Source organism: Azoarcus sp. DN11 (assembly GCF_003628555.1).
Lineage (GTDB): Bacteria > Pseudomonadota > Gammaproteobacteria > Burkholderiales > Rhodocyclaceae > Aromatoleum.
On sequence record NZ_CP021731.1, the window covers coordinates 658081 to 675339 of the forward strand.

17 protein-coding genes are annotated in these 17259 nt (G+C 68.9%); 13 read left to right on the plus strand and 4 right to left on the minus strand.

Translation table 11 applies throughout. The annotated features are described in order from the left end of the window. Nucleotides 1–56 precede the first annotated feature (56 nt). Genes CDA09_RS02930 through CDA09_RS02970 form a run of 9 tightly spaced genes read left to right on the plus strand, consistent with a single transcriptional unit; the run spans nucleotide 57 to nucleotide 9092 of the window. Nucleotides 57–1232, plus strand: coding sequence for a type II secretion system F family protein (locus CDA09_RS02930; protein ID WP_121427251.1), 1176 nt, complete (start codon nucleotides 57–59; stop codon nucleotides 1230–1232). Beyond that, the gene (locus tag CDA09_RS02935) at nucleotides 1229–2902 is read left to right on the plus strand and encodes a GspE/PulE family protein (protein ID WP_121427252.1); all 1674 of its coding nucleotides are present in this window, start codon (nucleotides 1229–1231) and stop codon (nucleotides 2900–2902) included. The genes CDA09_RS02930 and CDA09_RS02935 overlap by 4 nt, the downstream gene beginning before the upstream one ends. Next, a complete protein-coding gene (locus tag CDA09_RS02940; protein WP_121427253.1) occupies nucleotides 2883–4151 on the plus strand; it encodes a PilN family protein in 1269 nt (422 codons plus the stop codon). Before CDA09_RS02935 ends, CDA09_RS02940 begins: the two co-directional genes overlap by 20 nt. Continuing rightward, nucleotides 4148–4810: a hypothetical protein gene (locus tag CDA09_RS02945; protein ID WP_121427254.1), complete on the plus strand. Its 663-nt coding sequence runs from the start codon at nucleotides 4148–4150 to the stop codon at nucleotides 4808–4810. The genes CDA09_RS02940 and CDA09_RS02945 overlap by 4 nt, the downstream gene beginning before the upstream one ends. Then, the gene (locus CDA09_RS02950) at nucleotides 4807–5316 is read left to right on the plus strand and encodes a hypothetical protein (RefSeq protein WP_121427255.1); all 510 of its coding nucleotides are present in this window, start codon (nucleotides 4807–4809) and stop codon (nucleotides 5314–5316) included. The genes CDA09_RS02945 and CDA09_RS02950 overlap by 4 nt, the downstream gene beginning before the upstream one ends. Beyond that, complete coding sequence (locus tag CDA09_RS02955) at nucleotides 5313–7622, plus strand: secretin GspD/PilQ domain-containing protein (RefSeq protein WP_121427256.1); 2310 nt, start codon at nucleotides 5313–5315, stop codon at nucleotides 7620–7622. The genes CDA09_RS02950 and CDA09_RS02955 overlap by 4 nt, the downstream gene beginning before the upstream one ends. Nucleotides 7623–7629: 7 nt before the next feature. Continuing rightward, the gene (locus tag CDA09_RS02960) at nucleotides 7630–8097 is read left to right on the plus strand and encodes a type II secretion system protein (protein ID WP_286164363.1); all 468 of its coding nucleotides are present in this window, start codon (nucleotides 7630–7632) and stop codon (nucleotides 8095–8097) included. 7 nt (nucleotides 8098–8104) lie between these two features. Next, nucleotides 8105–8494, plus strand: coding sequence for a type II secretion system protein (locus tag CDA09_RS02965; protein ID WP_121427258.1), 390 nt, complete (start codon nucleotides 8105–8107; stop codon nucleotides 8492–8494). Further along, complete coding sequence (locus tag CDA09_RS02970) at nucleotides 8481–9092, plus strand: type II secretion system protein (RefSeq protein ID WP_286164364.1); 612 nt, start codon at nucleotides 8481–8483, stop codon at nucleotides 9090–9092. Before CDA09_RS02965 ends, CDA09_RS02970 begins: the two co-directional genes overlap by 14 nt. 13 nt (nucleotides 9093–9105) lie before the next feature. On the opposite strand, the gene proB is transcribed toward CDA09_RS02970, so the two are convergent. The 4 genes from proB to rplU form a co-directional block, all read right to left on the minus strand. Beyond that, on the minus strand, nucleotides 9106–10221 hold the full coding sequence (gene proB / locus CDA09_RS02975; protein ID WP_121427259.1) for a glutamate 5-kinase: 1116 nt from the start codon (nucleotides 10219–10221) through the stop codon (nucleotides 9106–9108). A 59-nt stretch (nucleotides 10222–10280) separates the two neighbouring features. Beyond that, on the minus strand, nucleotides 10281–11468 hold the full coding sequence (cgtA, locus tag CDA09_RS02980; RefSeq protein WP_121427260.1) for an Obg family GTPase CgtA: 1188 nt from the start codon (nucleotides 11466–11468) through the stop codon (nucleotides 10281–10283). Nucleotides 11469–11547: 79 nt separating this feature from the next. Further along, entirely contained in the window at nucleotides 11548–11811 is a 264-nt protein-coding gene (rpmA, locus tag CDA09_RS02985; RefSeq protein WP_121427261.1) for a 50S ribosomal protein L27, read from the minus strand. A gap of 22 nt (nucleotides 11812–11833) precedes the next feature. After that, the gene (rplU, locus tag CDA09_RS02990; protein WP_121427262.1) at nucleotides 11834–12145 is read right to left on the minus strand and encodes a 50S ribosomal protein L21; all 312 of its coding nucleotides are present in this window, start codon (nucleotides 12143–12145) and stop codon (nucleotides 11834–11836) included. A 205-nt stretch (nucleotides 12146–12350) separates the two neighbouring features. Here rplU and CDA09_RS02995 point away from each other — a divergent pair, with 205 nt between their 5' ends. From CDA09_RS02995 to glcF, 4 genes are all read left to right on the plus strand, one after another. Next, nucleotides 12351–13166, plus strand: coding sequence for a FadR/GntR family transcriptional regulator (locus tag CDA09_RS02995; protein ID WP_121427263.1), 816 nt, complete (start codon nucleotides 12351–12353; stop codon nucleotides 13164–13166). Beyond that, nucleotides 13163–14674, plus strand: a complete 1512-nt coding sequence (locus CDA09_RS03000) for an FAD-linked oxidase C-terminal domain-containing protein (RefSeq protein ID WP_121427264.1) — start codon at nucleotides 13163–13165, stop codon at nucleotides 14672–14674. Before CDA09_RS02995 ends, CDA09_RS03000 begins: the two co-directional genes overlap by 4 nt. A 154-nt stretch (nucleotides 14675–14828) precedes the next feature. Further along, a complete protein-coding gene (glcE, locus tag CDA09_RS03005; protein ID WP_121427265.1) occupies nucleotides 14829–15902 on the plus strand; it encodes a glycolate oxidase subunit GlcE in 1074 nt (357 codons plus the stop codon). A 2-nt stretch (nucleotides 15903–15904) separates the two neighbouring features. Continuing rightward, nucleotides 15905–17149 (plus strand): glycolate oxidase subunit GlcF, encoded by a 1245-nt coding sequence (gene glcF, locus CDA09_RS03010; protein WP_121427266.1) that lies wholly within the window; start codon nucleotides 15905–15907, stop codon nucleotides 17147–17149. Nucleotides 17150–17259 lie beyond the last annotated feature (110 nt).

Consider the following 17259-nt stretch of genomic DNA (forward strand, 5'->3'; position numbering starts at 1 on the left):
GGCGCCACGGTAGTCCTTGCACGGTTTCCGTGCGGTCCACGGGCGGACGGTGAGTCATGCGCTATCGCGTCAGGGCAGTGGGCTCCGCCGGATCGGTTGTCGAAACCGAGCTCGAGGGGGGATGCGAGGCGGACGTGCGGGCGCTGGCCGAGGCGCGGGGCCTGTCCGTTCTCTCGCTGAAGGCGCTGGAGCGCAGCGGGGGGCGCAGCCGTTTTCCGCTGCTTCTCTTCAATCAGCAGTTGCTGGCGCTGCTGCATGCCGGTATTCCCCTGGCCGAGGCGATTTCCGCGCTGGTCGAGAAGGAGCGCTGGCCGGCGATCCGGTCCGTGCTGCAGGGTTTGCGCGACGCATTGCGCGAGGGGCGCAGCCTGTCGAGCGCGCTGGAGGCGGCGCCGCAGGTGTTTCCGAACCTTTATGTCGCGCTGATCCGTGCAGCCGAGCGCACCAGCGACCTGGAGCGTGCGGTTGCGCGCTACATCGCCTACCAGGAGGACGGCGAGCGCCTGCGCGACAAGCTGCTGAGCGCAGCCATCTACCCCTTGCTGCTGGTCTGCGTCGGCGGCCTGGTGGTGCTGTTCCTGCTCGGCTACGTCGTGCCGCGCTTTTCGCACATCTACCAGAACGTGGGCAGCAATCTGCCCTGGATGTCCCTGCTCCTGCTCGAGTGGGGGCAGTTCGTGGAGCGGCACGCCTTGCTGCTGGGCGTGATCATGCTGGCAGTCCTGGGGGGAGGGGCGCTGGTGGTGCGCAGTCCGGCCTTGTGGGCGACGGTGGGACGCTACATGTGGATGATGCCTTTCGTCGGCGAGCGCATGCGGGTGTTCCAGCTCGCGCGTTTCTACCGGACCGTGGGGATGCTGCTGTCGGGAGGCATCCCGGTGGTGACGGCGCTCGGGATGGTGTCGGGGCTGCTTTCACCGTCGCTGCAGGTGAGTCTGGGGGCGGCGATCGCGGCGATCCGCGAGGGACGCAGCTTCTCGTCCACGCTGGCGGCGCGCGGGCTGACGACGCCGGTGGCGCTGCGCATGCTGGAAGTCGGCGAACATGCGGGAAATCTGGGAGAAATGCTGACGCGTGCGGCGGAATTTCACGAAGAGGACACGGCGCGGCAGGTAGAGTGGCTCACACGCCTGTTCGGGCCCTTGCTGATGCTGGTGATCGGTTGTGCGATCGGCCTGATCGTGGTGCTCATGTACATTCCAATCTTCCTGCTGGCAGAGAGCATTCGATGAGCGAATCGCTGACGGCCAAGCTTGCGCCCGCTCCCTTTACCGCGACGGAACTGGCAGCCGCGTCGGCGGGGGGCGAGCGTGTGATCGACGGGTTGGTGAAGCTCGAACCCGATCCCGCGTTGCGCGCCGTGCGGCTGGCGTGCGCACTCGGGCTGACGTCGATCGGGCATGGGCGCCTGATGGCGCTCGAGCCGGATTTTTCGGCGATTCCGTTCGAGATGGCGCTGAGTCGCGAGTGCGTCGCGCTGCGTGGCGAGGACGGCGGCTTGCTCGTCGCGATCGCGGATCCCTTCAACTCCGACCTGCTCGATGGCCTGGGTGCCCGCCTCGGCGAGCCCTACGAGCTGGTTCTGGCGGATCGCGACGATCTCGCGGCCTGCCTCGCGCGGCACGAGGACGAGGTTCGCCGCGCGGCCGGCGTGATCGAAGCGCAGGACGAGGGGCGCGAGGGCGACGGCGTCGAGGACCTTTCGCTCAAGCGCATCAGCGCCGACGCGAGTCCGGTCGTCAAGCTCGTCAATTCGACGCTTTACGATGCGCTGAAGCAGCTCGCGAGCGACATCCATCTCGAATCGGTGCCGGGCGGATTGGTGATCAAGTACCGCCTCGACGGCGTGTTGGTGCGGGTCGGCGGTGCGCAGGGCGCCGAGCTTGCGGAGCAGGTGGTTTCCCGCATCAAGGTCATGGCGGAACTCGACATCGCCGAGCGCCGGGTGCCGCAGGACGGGCGCTTCAAGGTGCGTTCGGGGGGGCGTGAGGTCGATTTCCGTGTGTCGATCATGCCGAGCATCCACGGCGAGGATGCGGTGCTGCGGATTCTCGACAAGGAGCATCTGAGCCGCGAGATGAGCGGATTGACGCTCGAGACACTCGGTTTCGACGACGAGGCGCGGGCGGCGCTGCGCCACCTCGCGAGCGAACCCTACGGGATGCTGCTGGTCACGGGGCCGACCGGATCGGGCAAGACCACGACGCTGTACGCCACGCTTGCGGAGACCAACCAGGGGCTGGACAAGATCGTGACCATCGAGGATCCGGTCGAGTACCAGTTGAACGGCGTGCTGCAGATCCCGGTGAACGAGAAGAAGGGGCTGACGTTTGCGCGCGGGTTGAGGTCGATCCTGCGCCACGACCCGGACAAGATCATGGTGGGCGAGATCCGCGACGGCGAAACGGCCGAAATCGCAGTGCAGGCCGCACTCACCGGGCACCTGGTGTTCACCACCGTCCATGCGAACAACGTCTTCGATGTCATGGGGCGCTTCACGCACATGGGCATCGATCCGTTCAACCTCGTCGCCGCGCTGAACGGCATCGTGGCCCAGCGCCTGCTGCGCATCAACTGCCCGTACTGCACGGAGGACGTGCGGCCGGATGCGCAGTCGATCGCCCGGTCGCGCATCGGCGACGTGAGCGGATACCGGTTCCGTGCGGGGCATGGCTGCGGTCAGTGTCGCGGATCGGGGTTCCGCGGACGGCGGGCGGTGGCCGAAGTGCTGCTCCTCGATGACGAAATCCGCGAGCTGATCGTCGCGCGGGCGTCGATCCGCATGGTCAAGGAGGCGGCCCGCCAGAGCGGTTTCCGGGGGCTGCGGGAGGCGGCGCTCGCGCTGGTGGCCGCCGGGGAGACGACGCTGCAGGAGGTGAACCGTGTCACGCTTCTCGGCTGAGCCGCCCCGGGTGTTGATCGAGAAGGACGAGATCCGCGTCGGGCACGGCGCGGCGCAGAAACGCTTCGCCTACGAGTGGTCGCCGGATGTCGCGCTGGCGGCTCTGGCGTCGGACCCGCACGGGGGCGTGCAGCGCGGATCGCGCTGGGACGTGGTGTTCGCCGACGCGCTGGTGCGTTACCTGGTCGTCCAGTGGCCGGCGGGCCTGCGCGGCGGGGCGGAGCGCGAGGCTTACCTCGCTCACCGCTTCCGCGAAGTGCATGGGGTGGCGGCGCCTGAGTGGCGCATCGCCGCCGAGCGCAGCGTGACCGCGGTCCCGGCGATTGCGTGTGCCGTCCCGGCCGCACACGTCGAGGCCGTCGCGGCGTGGGGGCGGGAGCGCGGTCTGCGGCTCGGCAGCGTTACCGGCGAGTTTCCCGCCGTCTATAACCGCGTCCGTCAGGCGCTGGAGCATCCCTTCGGCGCACTCGCGGCGCAGCGCAATGGGCGCATCACGCTGGGGCTGTGGGGGGATGCGCGGTGGCGGGCCTTGCGCAGTCAGCCACTCGGCCCGGCGGGGGATGCGTCGCTTGCCCTGTATCTCGAATCGTTGGCCCCGAGCGCAGAGCGGCAGGGCCAGCCGGGGGTGCTCTACTGCGTGGGCGAGGGGCCGGCGGTGCCGGGCGGATGGCGGAAAGTGGTTCTGGATGCCGAGGGGGGGGGCGTGATGAAGCGGGTTCCCCTTCCGGTCGATCTCGACCTGCTGCGGACGCGCCGTCGCGTGAGCGCGGCGGGCTGGGGTTTGCTCGCGGCCGGGCTCGTGGCATGTGCGGTCGGGATTACGGATTTCCGTCGGACGAGTGCCGAAATCGAGGAACGCGAGGCTGCGATGGCGCATGCCCGCGATGCGGCCCGACGTGCCGCTCCCGCGGCGGCGGGCGCGAAGGACCAGGTCGGGGATGACGAGATCAAGTCCGCCCTGGGTGTCGCGGCACGCCTGAATGCCGATTGGGGGGGGATGATCGGGGGAGTTGCGGCGGCGCAGGGCGACGGCGTAACGTGGGTGAGCCTGCAGGCCGATCAGGCGCGCGGCGGACTCAATGTCAGCGGAGTGGCGCGTTCGCTGGCGGAAGTGTTCGAGTTCCTTGCCCGGCTCGGCGAGGTGCCGGGTGTTCGCGATGCGCGACTCGCGAACTACGAATGGGTACAGGTCGGCAGCCGGAATGCCGTGCAGTTCACCGCGAACGCGAAATGGAGTGCTCGTCCATGATCGGCGTGACAGGGCTGTTTGCGCGCTTTCGTCTTGCGGGGCCGTCTGCCGTCGTGCCGACAGCGGGCGGGATGTTTGCCACTGACGAGGCTTCGCGTGCCGGAGGCCGGGACCGATCGGCCGTCGTGCTCGTGAAGGAGCTCCTGGGGCGCTTCGCGATGAATGCGGGCGTCCCCGGCGCGCTGGGCGTATTCCTGCTGGTGGTCGCGGTGCTCGGGGCCTACGCCGGGCGGGTGGTGAACGATGGCCGTGCGGCGGCGCTTCGCGAGGAGCAGCTTCGACTGGCCCGCAGCGCGAGCACCCCCGTCGTCGGGCCGGACGAGCGGGTGCAACTGAGCGCGTTCCTCGAGCGGTTCCCGCCTGCGACCGCGCTGCCCGAGAGCCTGCGTCGCCTGAACGAGCACGCCGCTGCGCGCGGGATCAACGTGCAGCGCACCGATTACAGCAGTAGCGCCGTTGCCGGTACGTCGCTGACGCTGGTCAGTCTCGCCATTCCGGTGCAGGCCGACGCGGACGCCATTTACGCGTGGCTGGGGGCACTGCTGCGCGAGATGCCGGAGATTGCGCTGGATTCGGTGAGCCTCAAGCGCGGATCGACCGAGACCGCGCGCGTCGAGGCCGATATCCGCCTGCAGCTCTACCTGCGGGGGCGTTCATGAACATGCGCCAGGCGCTGCTCGCCGTCACGCTCGTGGCAACGCTGGCCGCCAGCTGGTGGGCGCTCGACGAGGATGGGGGGGGCGTGGCCGTCGTGCAGCCTGTCGCACGCACCCGACCGCCGGGCGGGACGGCGCAGGGAGAGGGCCCCGATGCGCAGTCCGCAGCCACGGGAAATCGGCTGGCGCCCCTCGAGCGCGGGCGGGCGCCGTGGCCGGAACTGGCCGATCGGCTTGCGCGCATCGTCAGCTTTGCGCCACCGCCTTCGCCGGTGGCGACGGCGCGGGCCGAACCGCAGGCCCCGCCCTTGCCGTTCCGCTATGTCGGGATCATCGAGGACGCGCAGGGCACGGCCGTGTTTCTTCTCGACGGCACGCAAGTCCGCATGGCGCGCCCCGGGGAGGAGGTCGCCAGTCGTTACAGGCTCGAGCGCATCACCCCCGCTGCCGTCGAATTCACGTATCTACCGCTCAAGAAGCGGCAGACCCTCAACCGCCTGAGCCCATGATCCCCATGACCTCGACCTTATCGCGATCCCTGCTGCCCGCGTTCGTGGCGGTGCTGCTGGCCGGTTGTGCGACGAACGCCGCGCTCGACGAGAGCCGCCGCGATTTTGCGGCGGGCGATCGCGTGGGCGCCCTGCTGCGGCTTGAGCAGGCGGTGAAGAAGGACCCCGAGAACCTCGAATTGCGCAGCTACTTCGTGCGTCAGCGCGAACTGGTTGTGATGGAAAGGCTGGGCGCGGCGGAGAAGGCGCATGGCGCGGGGAAACTGGACGAAGCGGCCGCGCTGTACCGCGACGTGGAGAAGCTGGATCCGGAGAACGCCCGCGCCAGGCTCGGGCTCGAGGCCATCGAACGTGCGCGCCGCCGTGCGGAGCGCCTGGGGCAGGCGAGGGCCGCGCTGGCAGCCGGTGACGCGGCGGCGGCCGGGCGCATCGCGCGTGGCGTGTATGCCGAGGCGCCCGAGGATCGGGCGGCACGCCAGCTGGTGATGGACCTGGAGGAGCGCGCCGCGCGCTCCTCCAAACCGCGCGCCGACTCCCTGCAGGGGCCGATGGCCAAGCCGGTGACGCTGGAATTCCGCGACTCGCAGTTGCGCGTGGTGTTCGAGGCGCTGTCGCGCGCGAGCGGACTGAATTTTGTCTTCGACCGGGACGTGCGCGCGGATAGCCGCGTGACGCTGTTCGTGCGCGAGAACTCCGTCGACGAGGTGCTGCGCCTGCTGTCGGCGACACAGGGCATCGAGCGCAAGCTCCTCAACGCCAACACCGTCCTCATCTATCCGGCGACGGCCGCCAAGCAGCGCGAGCACCTGGAGCTCGTGACACGCAGCTTCTATCTCGCGAATGCCGACGCCAAGGCCGCGCAGACGCTGATCAAGCAGCTGGTGAAGAGCCGCGACGTGTTCATCGACGAGAAGCTCAACCTGCTCGTGATGAAGGACACCCCCGAGGCGGTGCGCATGGCCGAACGGCTGGTGGCGACGCTCGACGTGCCCGAGCCGGAGGTGATGCTCGAGCTCGAGGTGCTGGAGGTGAGCCGCAACAAGCTGCTGGACCTGGGTATCGACTTCCCGGACCAGATCGGCTACGGGCTGCTGACGCCCACCCTTCAGGGGGCGAGCCAGATTGTGAACGGGGTGACCATCACCGCACCGCAGCAACTCGGCGGCAAACTGCTCGACGGCAACATCGACCTGCGCCACAACCGCGGCGCTCTCGTGCCCTTCATCAGCAACCCGGGTGCGGTATTGCGTTTGAAGAGCGAGGACGGCGATTCGCGCATCCTGGCGAATCCGCGCATCCGCGTGCGCAACCGCGACAAGGCGCGCGTCCACATCGGCGACAAGCTGCCGGTGTTCACGACGACGTCGACGGCGAACGTCGGCGTGTCGGCGTCCGTCTCGTATCTCGACGTCGGCCTCAAGCTCGAGGTCGAGCCCGCCGTGTATCGCGACGACGAGGTCGGCATCAAGCTCAACCTCGAAGTCAGCAGCATCGTCAAGGAAGTGCCGGGGCCGTCCAGCTCCCTTGCCTACCAGATCGGTTCGCGCAGCACCTCGACCTCGCTGCGCCTCAAGAACGGCGAAACGCAGGTGCTCGCAGGGTTGATCAACGACGAGGACCGGTCGGCCGCGCAGCGCCTGCCGGGGCTCGGCAACTTGCCGGTGCTCGGCAGGCTGTTCTCGGCCCAGCGGGACAGCAACAACAAGACCGAGATCGCGCTGCTGATCACGCCGCACATCGTCCGCAACATACTGCCGCCCGTGTCGCTGCTCGCCGAAACGCCGGCGGGCACGGAGTCGAACGTCGGTGCGGAGCCCCTGCGCATTGGCGCCACGGCGCCGCGGAGCCTCGGACTGAGGGGGGAGGAGCGTGGTGCGGTTGCTGCCCCCGCGGCAGAGAGAGCCGCGCCGGAGGAACGCCCCGAAGCGGTGGGCGCGGCGGAGCCCAAGGAAGTGCCGGTGCAGGAGTCGCCCGATGCGGCCATGATCCTTCCGGAGGCGATCCGCCGTGGCGAACCGCTGAATGCCGTCGTGCGTCTGAGTGGCGCCACGGGGGCCAACTCGGCCGATGTCACGATTGCCTACGATTCCAGCCGGCTCGAGGCGGACGGCGCAGTAACGCCCGGCACGCTCGTGCTGCCGGTGACCGTGAACGACGGCGCCGCCGATCTGGCCGTGCGCCTGCGCACCAAGGGCGATGCGTCCGGCGTCGCGACCCTGGCCGTCACGGGCATGCGGCTGCATCGCGAGACGGGTGACCAGGATGTGGCCCTGTCGGCCGGGGGCTCGGTGCGCATCGGCGAATGAGATTTTCGTGGCGCGCGGGTTCACGCTGATCGAGCTGGTCGTGACGGTGGCCATCATCGGGATCCTGGCTGCCGGGGCGATGCCGCTCGCCGAAGTGGCGGCCCAGCGCGAGCGGGAATCCGAGCTGCGCACCGCGGTGTGGCAGATCCGTGCCGCCATCGACGCCTACAAGGCCGCCTACGTCGACCAGCGCATCGAGCAGCGCGTCGGCGCATCGGGTTACCCGCCGGATCTGGAAAGCCTCGTGAAGGGCGTTCCCGATGTGCGCAACCCCGAGGGCAAACGCATGTATTTCCTGCGACGCCTGCCGCGCGACCCCTTCAGTACCGATCCGCGGGTTCCCGCCGAAAAAACCTGGGGCAAGCGCAGTTATGCGAGCCCCCCGGACGAGCCGGCCGAAGGCAAGGACGTGTTCGACATCTACTCGAAGTCGCCCGCCACGGGGCTCAATGGCGTGCCATATCGTGAATGGTGACGGGGGCATGAGCGCGGGCAGATCCGCAGGGGGGCGCGGCTTCACCCTGGTCGAGCTGTTGGTGGTGCTCGCCATCATTGCCACCTTGATGTCGATCGCCGCCCCGCGTTATTTCGAACATCTCGATCGCAGCCGCGAGGCCTCCCTGCGGCAGACGCTCGTCGTCGTGCGCGACGCAATCGACAAGTATCACGCGGATATCGGCGAGTGGCCGCCGGACCTCGATGCCCTCGTGGCGAAGCATTATCTGCGCAAGCTGCCGTTTGACCCGATCACCGAGCGCAATGACTCGTGGCTGTACGTGCCGCCGCCGGGCGCGGACGGCAGCGGGGTGTGGGACCTGCACAGCGGCGCCGAAGGAACCGCGAAAGACGGTACGCGCTATGCGGACTGGTGAAATCCGGCGCGGGCGCCGGAGACGCTCGACCCCGGGCGCTCCGGGCACGAAACAGGCTGGCTACACCTACCTGCTGGTGCTGTTCATCGTTGCAGGACTCGGGCTGCTGGCAGCGCAGACCGGCGTGGTCTGGTATCAGGCCGCACAGCGCGACCGCGAGGCGGACCTGCTGGCGATCGGCGGGGAATTCGCGCGGGCACTGGAAAGCTACGCCAAGGCGTCGCCCGACCATGCCTTGCCCCAGAACCTGCAGCAACTGGTCGAGGACAGGCGCGGGCCGGTCATGATCAGGCATCTGCGGCGGATTTACCGCGATCCGTTCACCGGCAAACCCGAATGGGGCCTGGAGAAGGCCGGCGGGCGCATTGCCGGTGTCTATAGCCTGGGGAAGGGGGTGCCGATCCGGCAGCACGGCTTGCCCAAGGAGTTGGGAGGCGTCACCGGCGAGGTCAAGAGTTACGCCGAGTGGGTCTTCCGCCCCCTGGTGGCGAAAGGCGAGGCCGCCGTGAACTCCGCGCCAGCGGGGGCCGTTCCCGCCGCGGGGCTCCCGGCCGGGAACCGCGCGGCCGCCGAGGCCGCACCGCTCCCGGAGCGATAAGCGTCCGCGTTGCCTAGCGTAGCACCATGTTGTCGCGGTGGATCAGCTCCGGCTCGTCGATGTAGCCCAGCAGCGGTTCGATCTCGCTGCTGGGCTTGCGCGCCACGCGGCGGCATTCGGTGCTGCTGTAATTGACCAGGCCGCGGCCCACTTCTTCCCCCGATTGCGTGCGGCAGGCGACGGCGGAGCCGCGCTCGAAGTCGCCGCGCACTTCGGTCACCCCCACCGGGAGCAGGCTGCGGCCGCCGCGCAACGCCGCGGCCGCACCTTCGTCGATGATGAGGTCGCCCGCGAGCTGGAGATGGTCGGCGAGCCATTGCTTGCGTGCCTGCAGGGGCGAACTGGTGGCGTAGAGCAGGGTGCCCAGCGCTTCGCCCTTGCCGAGGCGCACGAGCGCGTCGTGATCTTGTCCGCTGGCGATGCAGGTGTGGGCGCCGCTGCGCGCGGCGCGCTGGGCGGCGCGGATCTTGGTGATCATGCCGCCCTTGCTGATGCCGGTGCCGGCGCCGCCCGCCATCGCCTCGTAGGCGCGATCCTCGGCTCGTCCTTCGGACACCAGCGTCGCGGTCGGGTCCTGGCGGGGGTCGGCAGTGAAGAGGCCCTTCTGGTCGGTGAGGATGATCAGGGCGTCCGCTTCGATCAGGTTCGCGACGAGGGCCCCGAGGGTGTCGTTGTCGCCGAACTTGATCTCGTCGGTGACGATGGTGTCGTTCTCGTTGATGATCGGCACCACCCCGAGTTCGAGCAGCGTCGTCAGGGTCGAGCGCGCGTTGAGGTAGCGCTTGCGGTCGGCGAGGTCGTCGTGCGTGAGCAGGATCTGCGCGGTGCGGATGCCGTGGCTCGAGAAAGCCTCCTCGTAGGCCTCCACGAGCCCCATCTGTCCGACCGCGGCTGCGGCCTGCAGCTTGTGCATCTCTTGCGGGCGCCGGGTCCAGCCGAGCCGCTGGATGCCGGCGGCGATGGCGCCCGACGACACGAGCACGACCTGCTTGCCGGCTTCGCGCAGGGCCGCGAACTGCCGGGCCCAGTCTGCCATCGCGGCCTTGTCGAGGCCGGCGCCGTTGTTGGTGACGAGGGCGCTGCCGACCTTGACCACCAGGCGGCGCGCGTTGCGGATCTTGTTTCTCATGATCGGTGACGGCAAGCGTGGGCTAAACGGGGAGTTCCGGCGCCTGGCCGGAGCGTGCTTCAGCGTCCGGTATGTTCCGGGTTCTCGTCCTCGTCGAGGTCGTCGTCGGCATCGTCCTCTTCGGCGAGGATGGCCTGCAGGCGCACCTGGTAGGCCGCTTCCGCGCGGGCTTCGGCCTCTGCGGCGAGGCGTGCTTCCTCGGCGGCACGGGCGGTACGCTCGGCTTCGGCCTGCGCACGGTCCGCGTCGAGGAAATCCTGGATCGCGAAGATCAGCGGACGGCAGCCGTCGCCGGTCAGTGCGGAAATCTCGAAATGGCGATCCACCGGGCCATAGGCGTCGAGGAAGGCGGCGACGCGCTCCGCGCGCTCCTCTTCGGGGATTAGGTCCAGCTTGTTCAGCGCGAGCCAGCGCGGCTTGTTGTAGAGCGGCTCGTCGTACTTGCGCAGCTCTTCGACGATCGCCTTCGCGTCATGCACGGGGTCCGCCTCGGGGTCGAACGGGGCGAGGTCGACGAGGTGCAGCAGCACGCGCGTGCGCTGCAGGTGGCGCAGGAACTGGTGGCCGAGGCCGGCGCCTTCGGCCGCCCCTTCGATCAGGCCGGGGATGTCGGCGATGACGAAGCTGCGGTTCTCGTCGGTGCGCACGACGCCGAGGTTGGGCGCGAGCGTCGTGAACGGGTAGTCGGCGACTTTCGGCTTCGCCGCGGAAACAGAGCGGATGAAGGTCGATTTGCCGGCGTTGGGCATGCCGAGCAGGCCGACGTCGGCCAGCACCTTGAGTTCGAGGCGCAGCATGCGGCGTTCGCCTTCCTCGCCGAGCGTGCGCTTGCGCGGGGCGCGGTTCACGCTGGACTTGAAGTGCAGGTTGCCGAGGCCGCCCTTGCCACCGCGGGCGACCAGCGCGCGCTTGCCATCGACGTCGAGGTCGGCGACGAGTTCACCCGTCTCGTAGTCGGTGATGATGGTGCCGACCGGCATGCGCAGCGTAATGTCTTCGCCGCTCTTGCCGTAGCAGTCCTTGTTGCCGCCGTTCTCGCCGCGCTGGGCACGGTGCATGCGCGTGTAGCGGAAGTCGATGAGCGTGTTGAGGTTGCGGTCGGCGACCGCGAAGATGCTACCGCCGCGTCCCCCGTCGCCGCCGTCGGGACCGCCGCGCGGGATGAATTTTTCGCGGCGGAAGGAGGCCGACCCGCTGCCGCCGTCGCCGGCCATGACCTCGATGCGCGCTTCGTCAATGAACTTCATGGGTGCTGTGCTGTGCCTGTGGCTGAAACAAAAAAGCCCTACCGCAAGGATAGGGCTTTTCGAACCTTGACGCCGAAAATCAGGCGGCTTCGGGCACGATCACGACCGTGCGGCGACGCAAGGCGCCCTTCACGGTGAACTGCACGGTGCCGTCCTTCAGCGCGAACAGGGTGTGGTCCTTGCCGATGCCGACGTTTTCGCCCGGGTGGTATTCGGTGCCGCGCTGGCGAACGATGATGTTGCCGGCGAGCACGAACTGGCCACCGTAGCGCTTCACGCCAAGTCGTTTCGATTCCGAGTCGCGGCCGTTACGGGAACTACCGCCAGCTTTTTTGTGTGCCATGACGAATTACCTCCTTGGCTAATCAGGCCGAGATCGCTTCGATGCGAAGCTCGGTGTAGTTCTGGCGATGGCCCTGGTGCTTCTGGTAGTGCTTGCGGCGGCGCATCTTGAAAATCTTGACCTTCTCGTGGCGGCCGTGGGAAACCACGGTCGCCTTCACTGCGGCGCCGGAAACCACCGGGGTGCCGATCTTGACCGACTCGCCCTCGCCGACCATGAGAACCTGGTCGATGGTGATTTCGGAGCCCACGTCTGCCGGTATCTGTTCTACCTTGATCTTTTCGCCGGCTGCGACGCGATACTGCTTGCCGCCGGTTTTTATCACCGCGTACATGGTGTTGCTCCAGTGTTGATGGGTTTGCAAAGGAATCGCGCACTATATACGAAGCGCGCCGGAATAGTCAAGAAAATCAGCGCTTAGGCGGAAGCGCGATTCCCCCGCCGCGGGCCGGTGCGGGTATTCCCCAATGCTGACAGCGCGTGCAACTGAGCCTATGATTGGAATGTTGTCAGACAAATTGCGGGGCAGGCTGAGTCATATGGTAAACGAAAGGTCGCGCCGTGGGCCGCGCCTGAGCGACGTGGTCGCGCGTCAGCTCGAAGCGTGGATCAGCGAGCAGGGGTTGAAAGCCGGTGCCCAGTTGCCGACGGAGAAGGTGTTGTGCGAGCGCTTCGGCGTGAGTCGGGCGGTGATCCGCGAGGCGATTTCGCGCCTGAAGGCCGACGGTTGCGTGATGACGCGGCAGGGCTCGGGCGCCTACGTGGCGGCGCGGCCGGGCCAGGGCAGCTTCCGCCTGCTGAGGGCAGCGGCCGGTGAGGTGCCGACCGATGGCGCGGTCTCGGATCGCGAGGTGTCGGATATTTTCGAGCTGCGCTACCTCGTCGAGGTCGGTGCGGCGGAGCTTGCGGCCATGCGGCGGTCGCCGGCCGAACTGGAGCGCATGCGGGCGGCGCTGGACCGGATGGCTGCGGCGCTCGCGACCGGCGCCGATGCGCATACCGACGACGACGCGTTTCACGTCGCCGTCGCGGCCGCGACGCACAACCCGCAGATCGAGCGCTTCCAGGCCTTCATGGGGCAGCAGTTTTCGGATTCGCGCGCGCCGACCTGGAACGCCGAGGGGCACCATTCCGGCCGCGCGCGCGATTCACAGGCCGAGCACGTGCGCATCTTCGAGGCCATTGTCGCGGGCGACGCGGCGGCGGCCCGCGCGGCGGCGACCGCGCACCTCGTGGGAGCGGTACAGCGCCTGGGGCTGCGCGAGCGGCGCTGGGCCGGCGTGGTGACGAAGGTGGAAGCGCGTGCGGCGGGCGCGCGCAACGAGGAGCGGCACGAAGTGGAGAACGAACAATGAACATTGCGGCGGACCCGGTGGTCCTGGGCGAGCAGGAGGCGGACTTTTCGTCGATCGACAAGGTCCGCGTGGTCGAGGCGTTGGCGCGGGTGCTGCCCGCGGGGGCGCTGATGTACGACGTGGAGGACTTGCGCCCGTATGAGTGTGACGGGCTGTCGGCCTACCGGCAGCTGCCGATGGTCGTGGCGCTGCCAACGACCGAGGCGCAGGTCGTGGCGGTGCTGAAGGTGTGCAGCGAGATGGGGGTGCCCGTCGTCGCGCGCGGTGCCGGCACCGGCCTGTCGGGCGGCGCGCTGCCGCACGAGTTCGGCGTCGTGCTGTCGCTGGCGCGCTTCAACCGCATCCTGCACCTCGATCCCCACGCGCGTACCGCGGTCGTGCAGCCGGGGGTGCGCAACCTCGCGATCTCCGAGGCCGCCTCGCCGCATGGCCTGTATTACGCCCCGGATCCGTCCTCGCAGATCGCGTGCACGATCGGCGGCAACGTCGCCGAGAACTCGGGCGGCGTGCATTGCCTGAAATACGGCCTCACCGTGCATAACGTGCTGCGCGTGCGCGGCGTGACCATCGACGGCGAGGTCGTCGAGATCGGCAACCACGGCCTGGATGCGCCGGGCTACGACCTGCTGGCGCTGGTGATCGGCTCGGAAGGCATGCTCGCGGTGGTCACCGAAGTGACGGTCAGGCTCACGCCCAAGCCGCAGCTCGCGCAGTGCGTGCTCGCGGCCTTCGACGATGTCATCAAGGCGGGCGAGGCAGTGGCGGAGATCATCGCCGCCGGCATCATTCCGGCCGGTCTCGAAATGATGGACCAGCCCGCCACGGCGGCGGTCGAGCAGTTCGTCCATGCGGGCTACCCGCTGGACGCGAAGGCGATTCTGCTGTGCGAATCCGACGGCACGCCCGAGGAAGTCGCCGAGGAGATCGAGCGCGTGCGGGCGGTGCTCGAGGCGAGCGGCGCGACGGAGATCCGCGTCTCGCGCGACGAGGCCGAGCGCATGAAGTTCTGGGCCGGCCGCAAGGCCGCCTTCCCGGCGGCGGGGCGCATCTCGCCCGACTACTACTGCATGGACGGCACGATCCCGCGGAAGCGCCTGGGCGAGATGCTCGAGGCCATCCAGCAGATGGAAGGCAAGCACGGGCTGCGCTGCATCAACGTGTTCCACGCCGGCGACGGCAACCTGCATCCGCTGATCCTGTTCGATGCCAACCAGGCGGGCGAACTCGAACGGGCGGAAGCCTTCGGCGCGGACATCCTGGAACTGTCGGTGGCACTGGGCGGCACGATCACCGGCGAGCACGGCGTCGGCATCGAGAAGATCAACCAGATGTGCAGCCAGTTCACGCGGCCGGAGCTGGCGATGTTCTTCCGCGTCAAGGGTGCCTTCGATCCGCGCGGGCTGCTGAACCCGGGCAAGGCGATCCCGACGCTCAACCGCTGCGCCGAATACGGCCGCATGCGCGTGAGCAACGGGCATATCCCGTATCCGGACATCCCCCGCTTCTGATGGACCGGGGCTGGATCCAGTTTCTACTCGTGGTCGTGCCGGTGATGTCGCTGATCGGCTCGTGGCTAGCGCTGCGGGCGATCGCCGAGCGACGTGACGGCAAGCCGGACGCTCATCGGGCGCCGGACAAGGCAAGGAATAAGGCGGAGAGCGAATGAGCGATTTGACTGAACAGTGGCGCGAGCGGGTGCACGCCGCGGCGGCGTCGGGCACGGCGCTGCAGGTGCGGGGCGGCGGGACGAAGGCGTTCTACGGCCGCGAGCCCGTCGGCGAGGTGTTCGACACGCGCGGCCATGCGGGCGTCGTCAGCTACGAGCCGACCGAGCTGGTCGTGACCGCTCGGGCGGGCACGCCGCTGGCGGAACTCGAGGCGCTGGTCGCCGAGCGCGGGCAGATGCTGGCCTTCGAGCCGCCGCATTTCGGCGCGGACGCGACCGTCGGCGGCTGCGTCGCGGCCGGACTGTCGGGGCCGCGGCGGGCGGCGGCCGGGGCGCTGCGCGACTTCGTGCTCGGCGTGCGCATCCTGGATGGCCGCGGCGAGGCGCTGTCCTTCGGCGGCCAGGTGATGAAGAACGTCGCCGGCTACGACCTGTCGCGCGCGATCGCCGGCAGCCTCGGCACGCTGGGGCTGATCCTCGACGTGTCCTTGAAAGTCCTGCCGCGCCCGGTCGCGGAGACCACGCTGCGCTTTGCGATCGACGAGAAGGAAGCGATCGGCCGCGTCAACGACTGGGGGGGCCAGCCGCTGCCGATCTCCGCGTCGGCGTGGTGTGACGGTGCGCTGTACCTGCGCCTTTCCGGCGCGGAGGCCGCGGTGCGCGCGGCGGAACGCAGGCTCGGCGGCGACCTCGTGGAGGCCGCGGGGGCGTCCGCGTTCTGGGCGGGCGTGCGCGAGCAGACGGACGCGTATTTCGCCGACCCGCGGGCGGGCGAGGTCCTGTGGCGCCTGTCGCTGCCGAGCTCGGCGGCGCCGGTGAAGCTGCCCGGGACGCAGTTCATCGAGTGGGGCGGCGCCTTGCGCTGGCTGCGCTCCGATGTGCCGGCCGCGACGGTCCGCGAGCGCGTCGCTGCGCTGGGCGGCCATGCGACGGCCTTCCGCGGGTTCGACCGCAGCGGCGACGTCTTCCATCCGCTCGCCGCGCCGGTCATGGCGATCCAGCGCCGGCTCAAGCAGGCCTTCGATCCCGCAGGAATCTTCAACCCCGGTCGTTTCTACGACGGATTCTGAACATGCAGACCCAACTTGCCGATTTCATCAAGAACACGCCCGAAGGGCGCGAGGCCGAAGCGATCCTGCGCAACTGCGTGCACTGCGGTTTCTGCACCGCGACCTGCCCGACCTACCAGCTGCTCGGCGACGAGCTGGACGGGCCGCGCGGCCGCATCTACCTGATCAAGCAGCTGCTCGAAGGCCACGACGTCACCGAAAAGACGCGCCTGCACCTCGACCGCTGCCTGACTTGCCGCTCGTGCGAGTCGACCTGTCCTTCCGGCGTGCATTACAGCCGCCTGGCCGACATCGGCCGCAATATCGTCGAACAGCGCGTGCCGCGGCGCGGCGCCGAGGCGGCGAAGCGCTGGGCGCTGCGCGAATTCGTGCCGCGCACGGACGTGTTCGGCGTCGCGATGAAGGCGGGTCGTGCCGTGCGCGGGCTGTTGCCCGAGGCGCTGAAGGAAAAGGTGCCCAGCCTGCGTCCCGCCGGCCCGTGGCCCAAGCCGCACCACGCGCGGCGCATGATCGCGCTGGCCGGTTGCGCGCAACCCGCGATGGCGCCGTCGATCAACGCGGCGACCGCGCGCGTGCTCGACGCCGTCGGCATTTCGCTGGTCGAGCAGCCGGGGGCGGGATGCTGCGGCGCAGTGCGCTTCCACCTGAACGACCAGGAAGGCGGCCGCGACGATGCCCGGCGCAACATCGACGCCTGGTGGCCGGCGGTCGAACGCGGTGAGATCGAGGCCATCGTCATGACGGCCTCGGGCTGCGGCGTGCAGGTGAAGGACTACGGCCACCTGCTCGCGCAGGATCCTGCCTATGCGGAAAAGGCCGCGCGCATTGCGGAGATGACCCGTGACGTCAGCGAAATCGTCGCTGCGGAGGGCTGGAAGCTGCAGGAGCTGCTGAAGACCCGTCGCGGCGACGCCGTCAAGGTGGCGTTCCAGTCCCCCTGCACCTTGCAGCACGGCCAGAAGATCCGCGGCGTCGTCGAGAACCTCCTCACGACCGCGGGCTTCGAGCTCACGCCGGTGCGTGACGGCCATCTGTGCTGTGGCTCGGCCGGCACTTACTCGATCCTGCAGCCGGAGCTCTCGAAGCAGTTGCGTACCAACAAGCTCGCGGCGCTGGGCGAGGGCGGGGCGGCGATCATCGCGTCGGCCAACATCGGGTGCATGACGCACCTGCAGGGCGGCACGGAGACGCCCGTGCGCCACTGGGTGGAGCTGGTCGACAGCCGCCTCAACGGCCTTCCCCTGTGAGGAATGGGGCGCGGCGCACGTCCGGCCACGGATGCGCGCCGCGCCCTGAAAGCGCCCCGTCGACGAGCGTGAATGACATCACGACGGGTAAGCGGCTGCCCGCCTCCTCT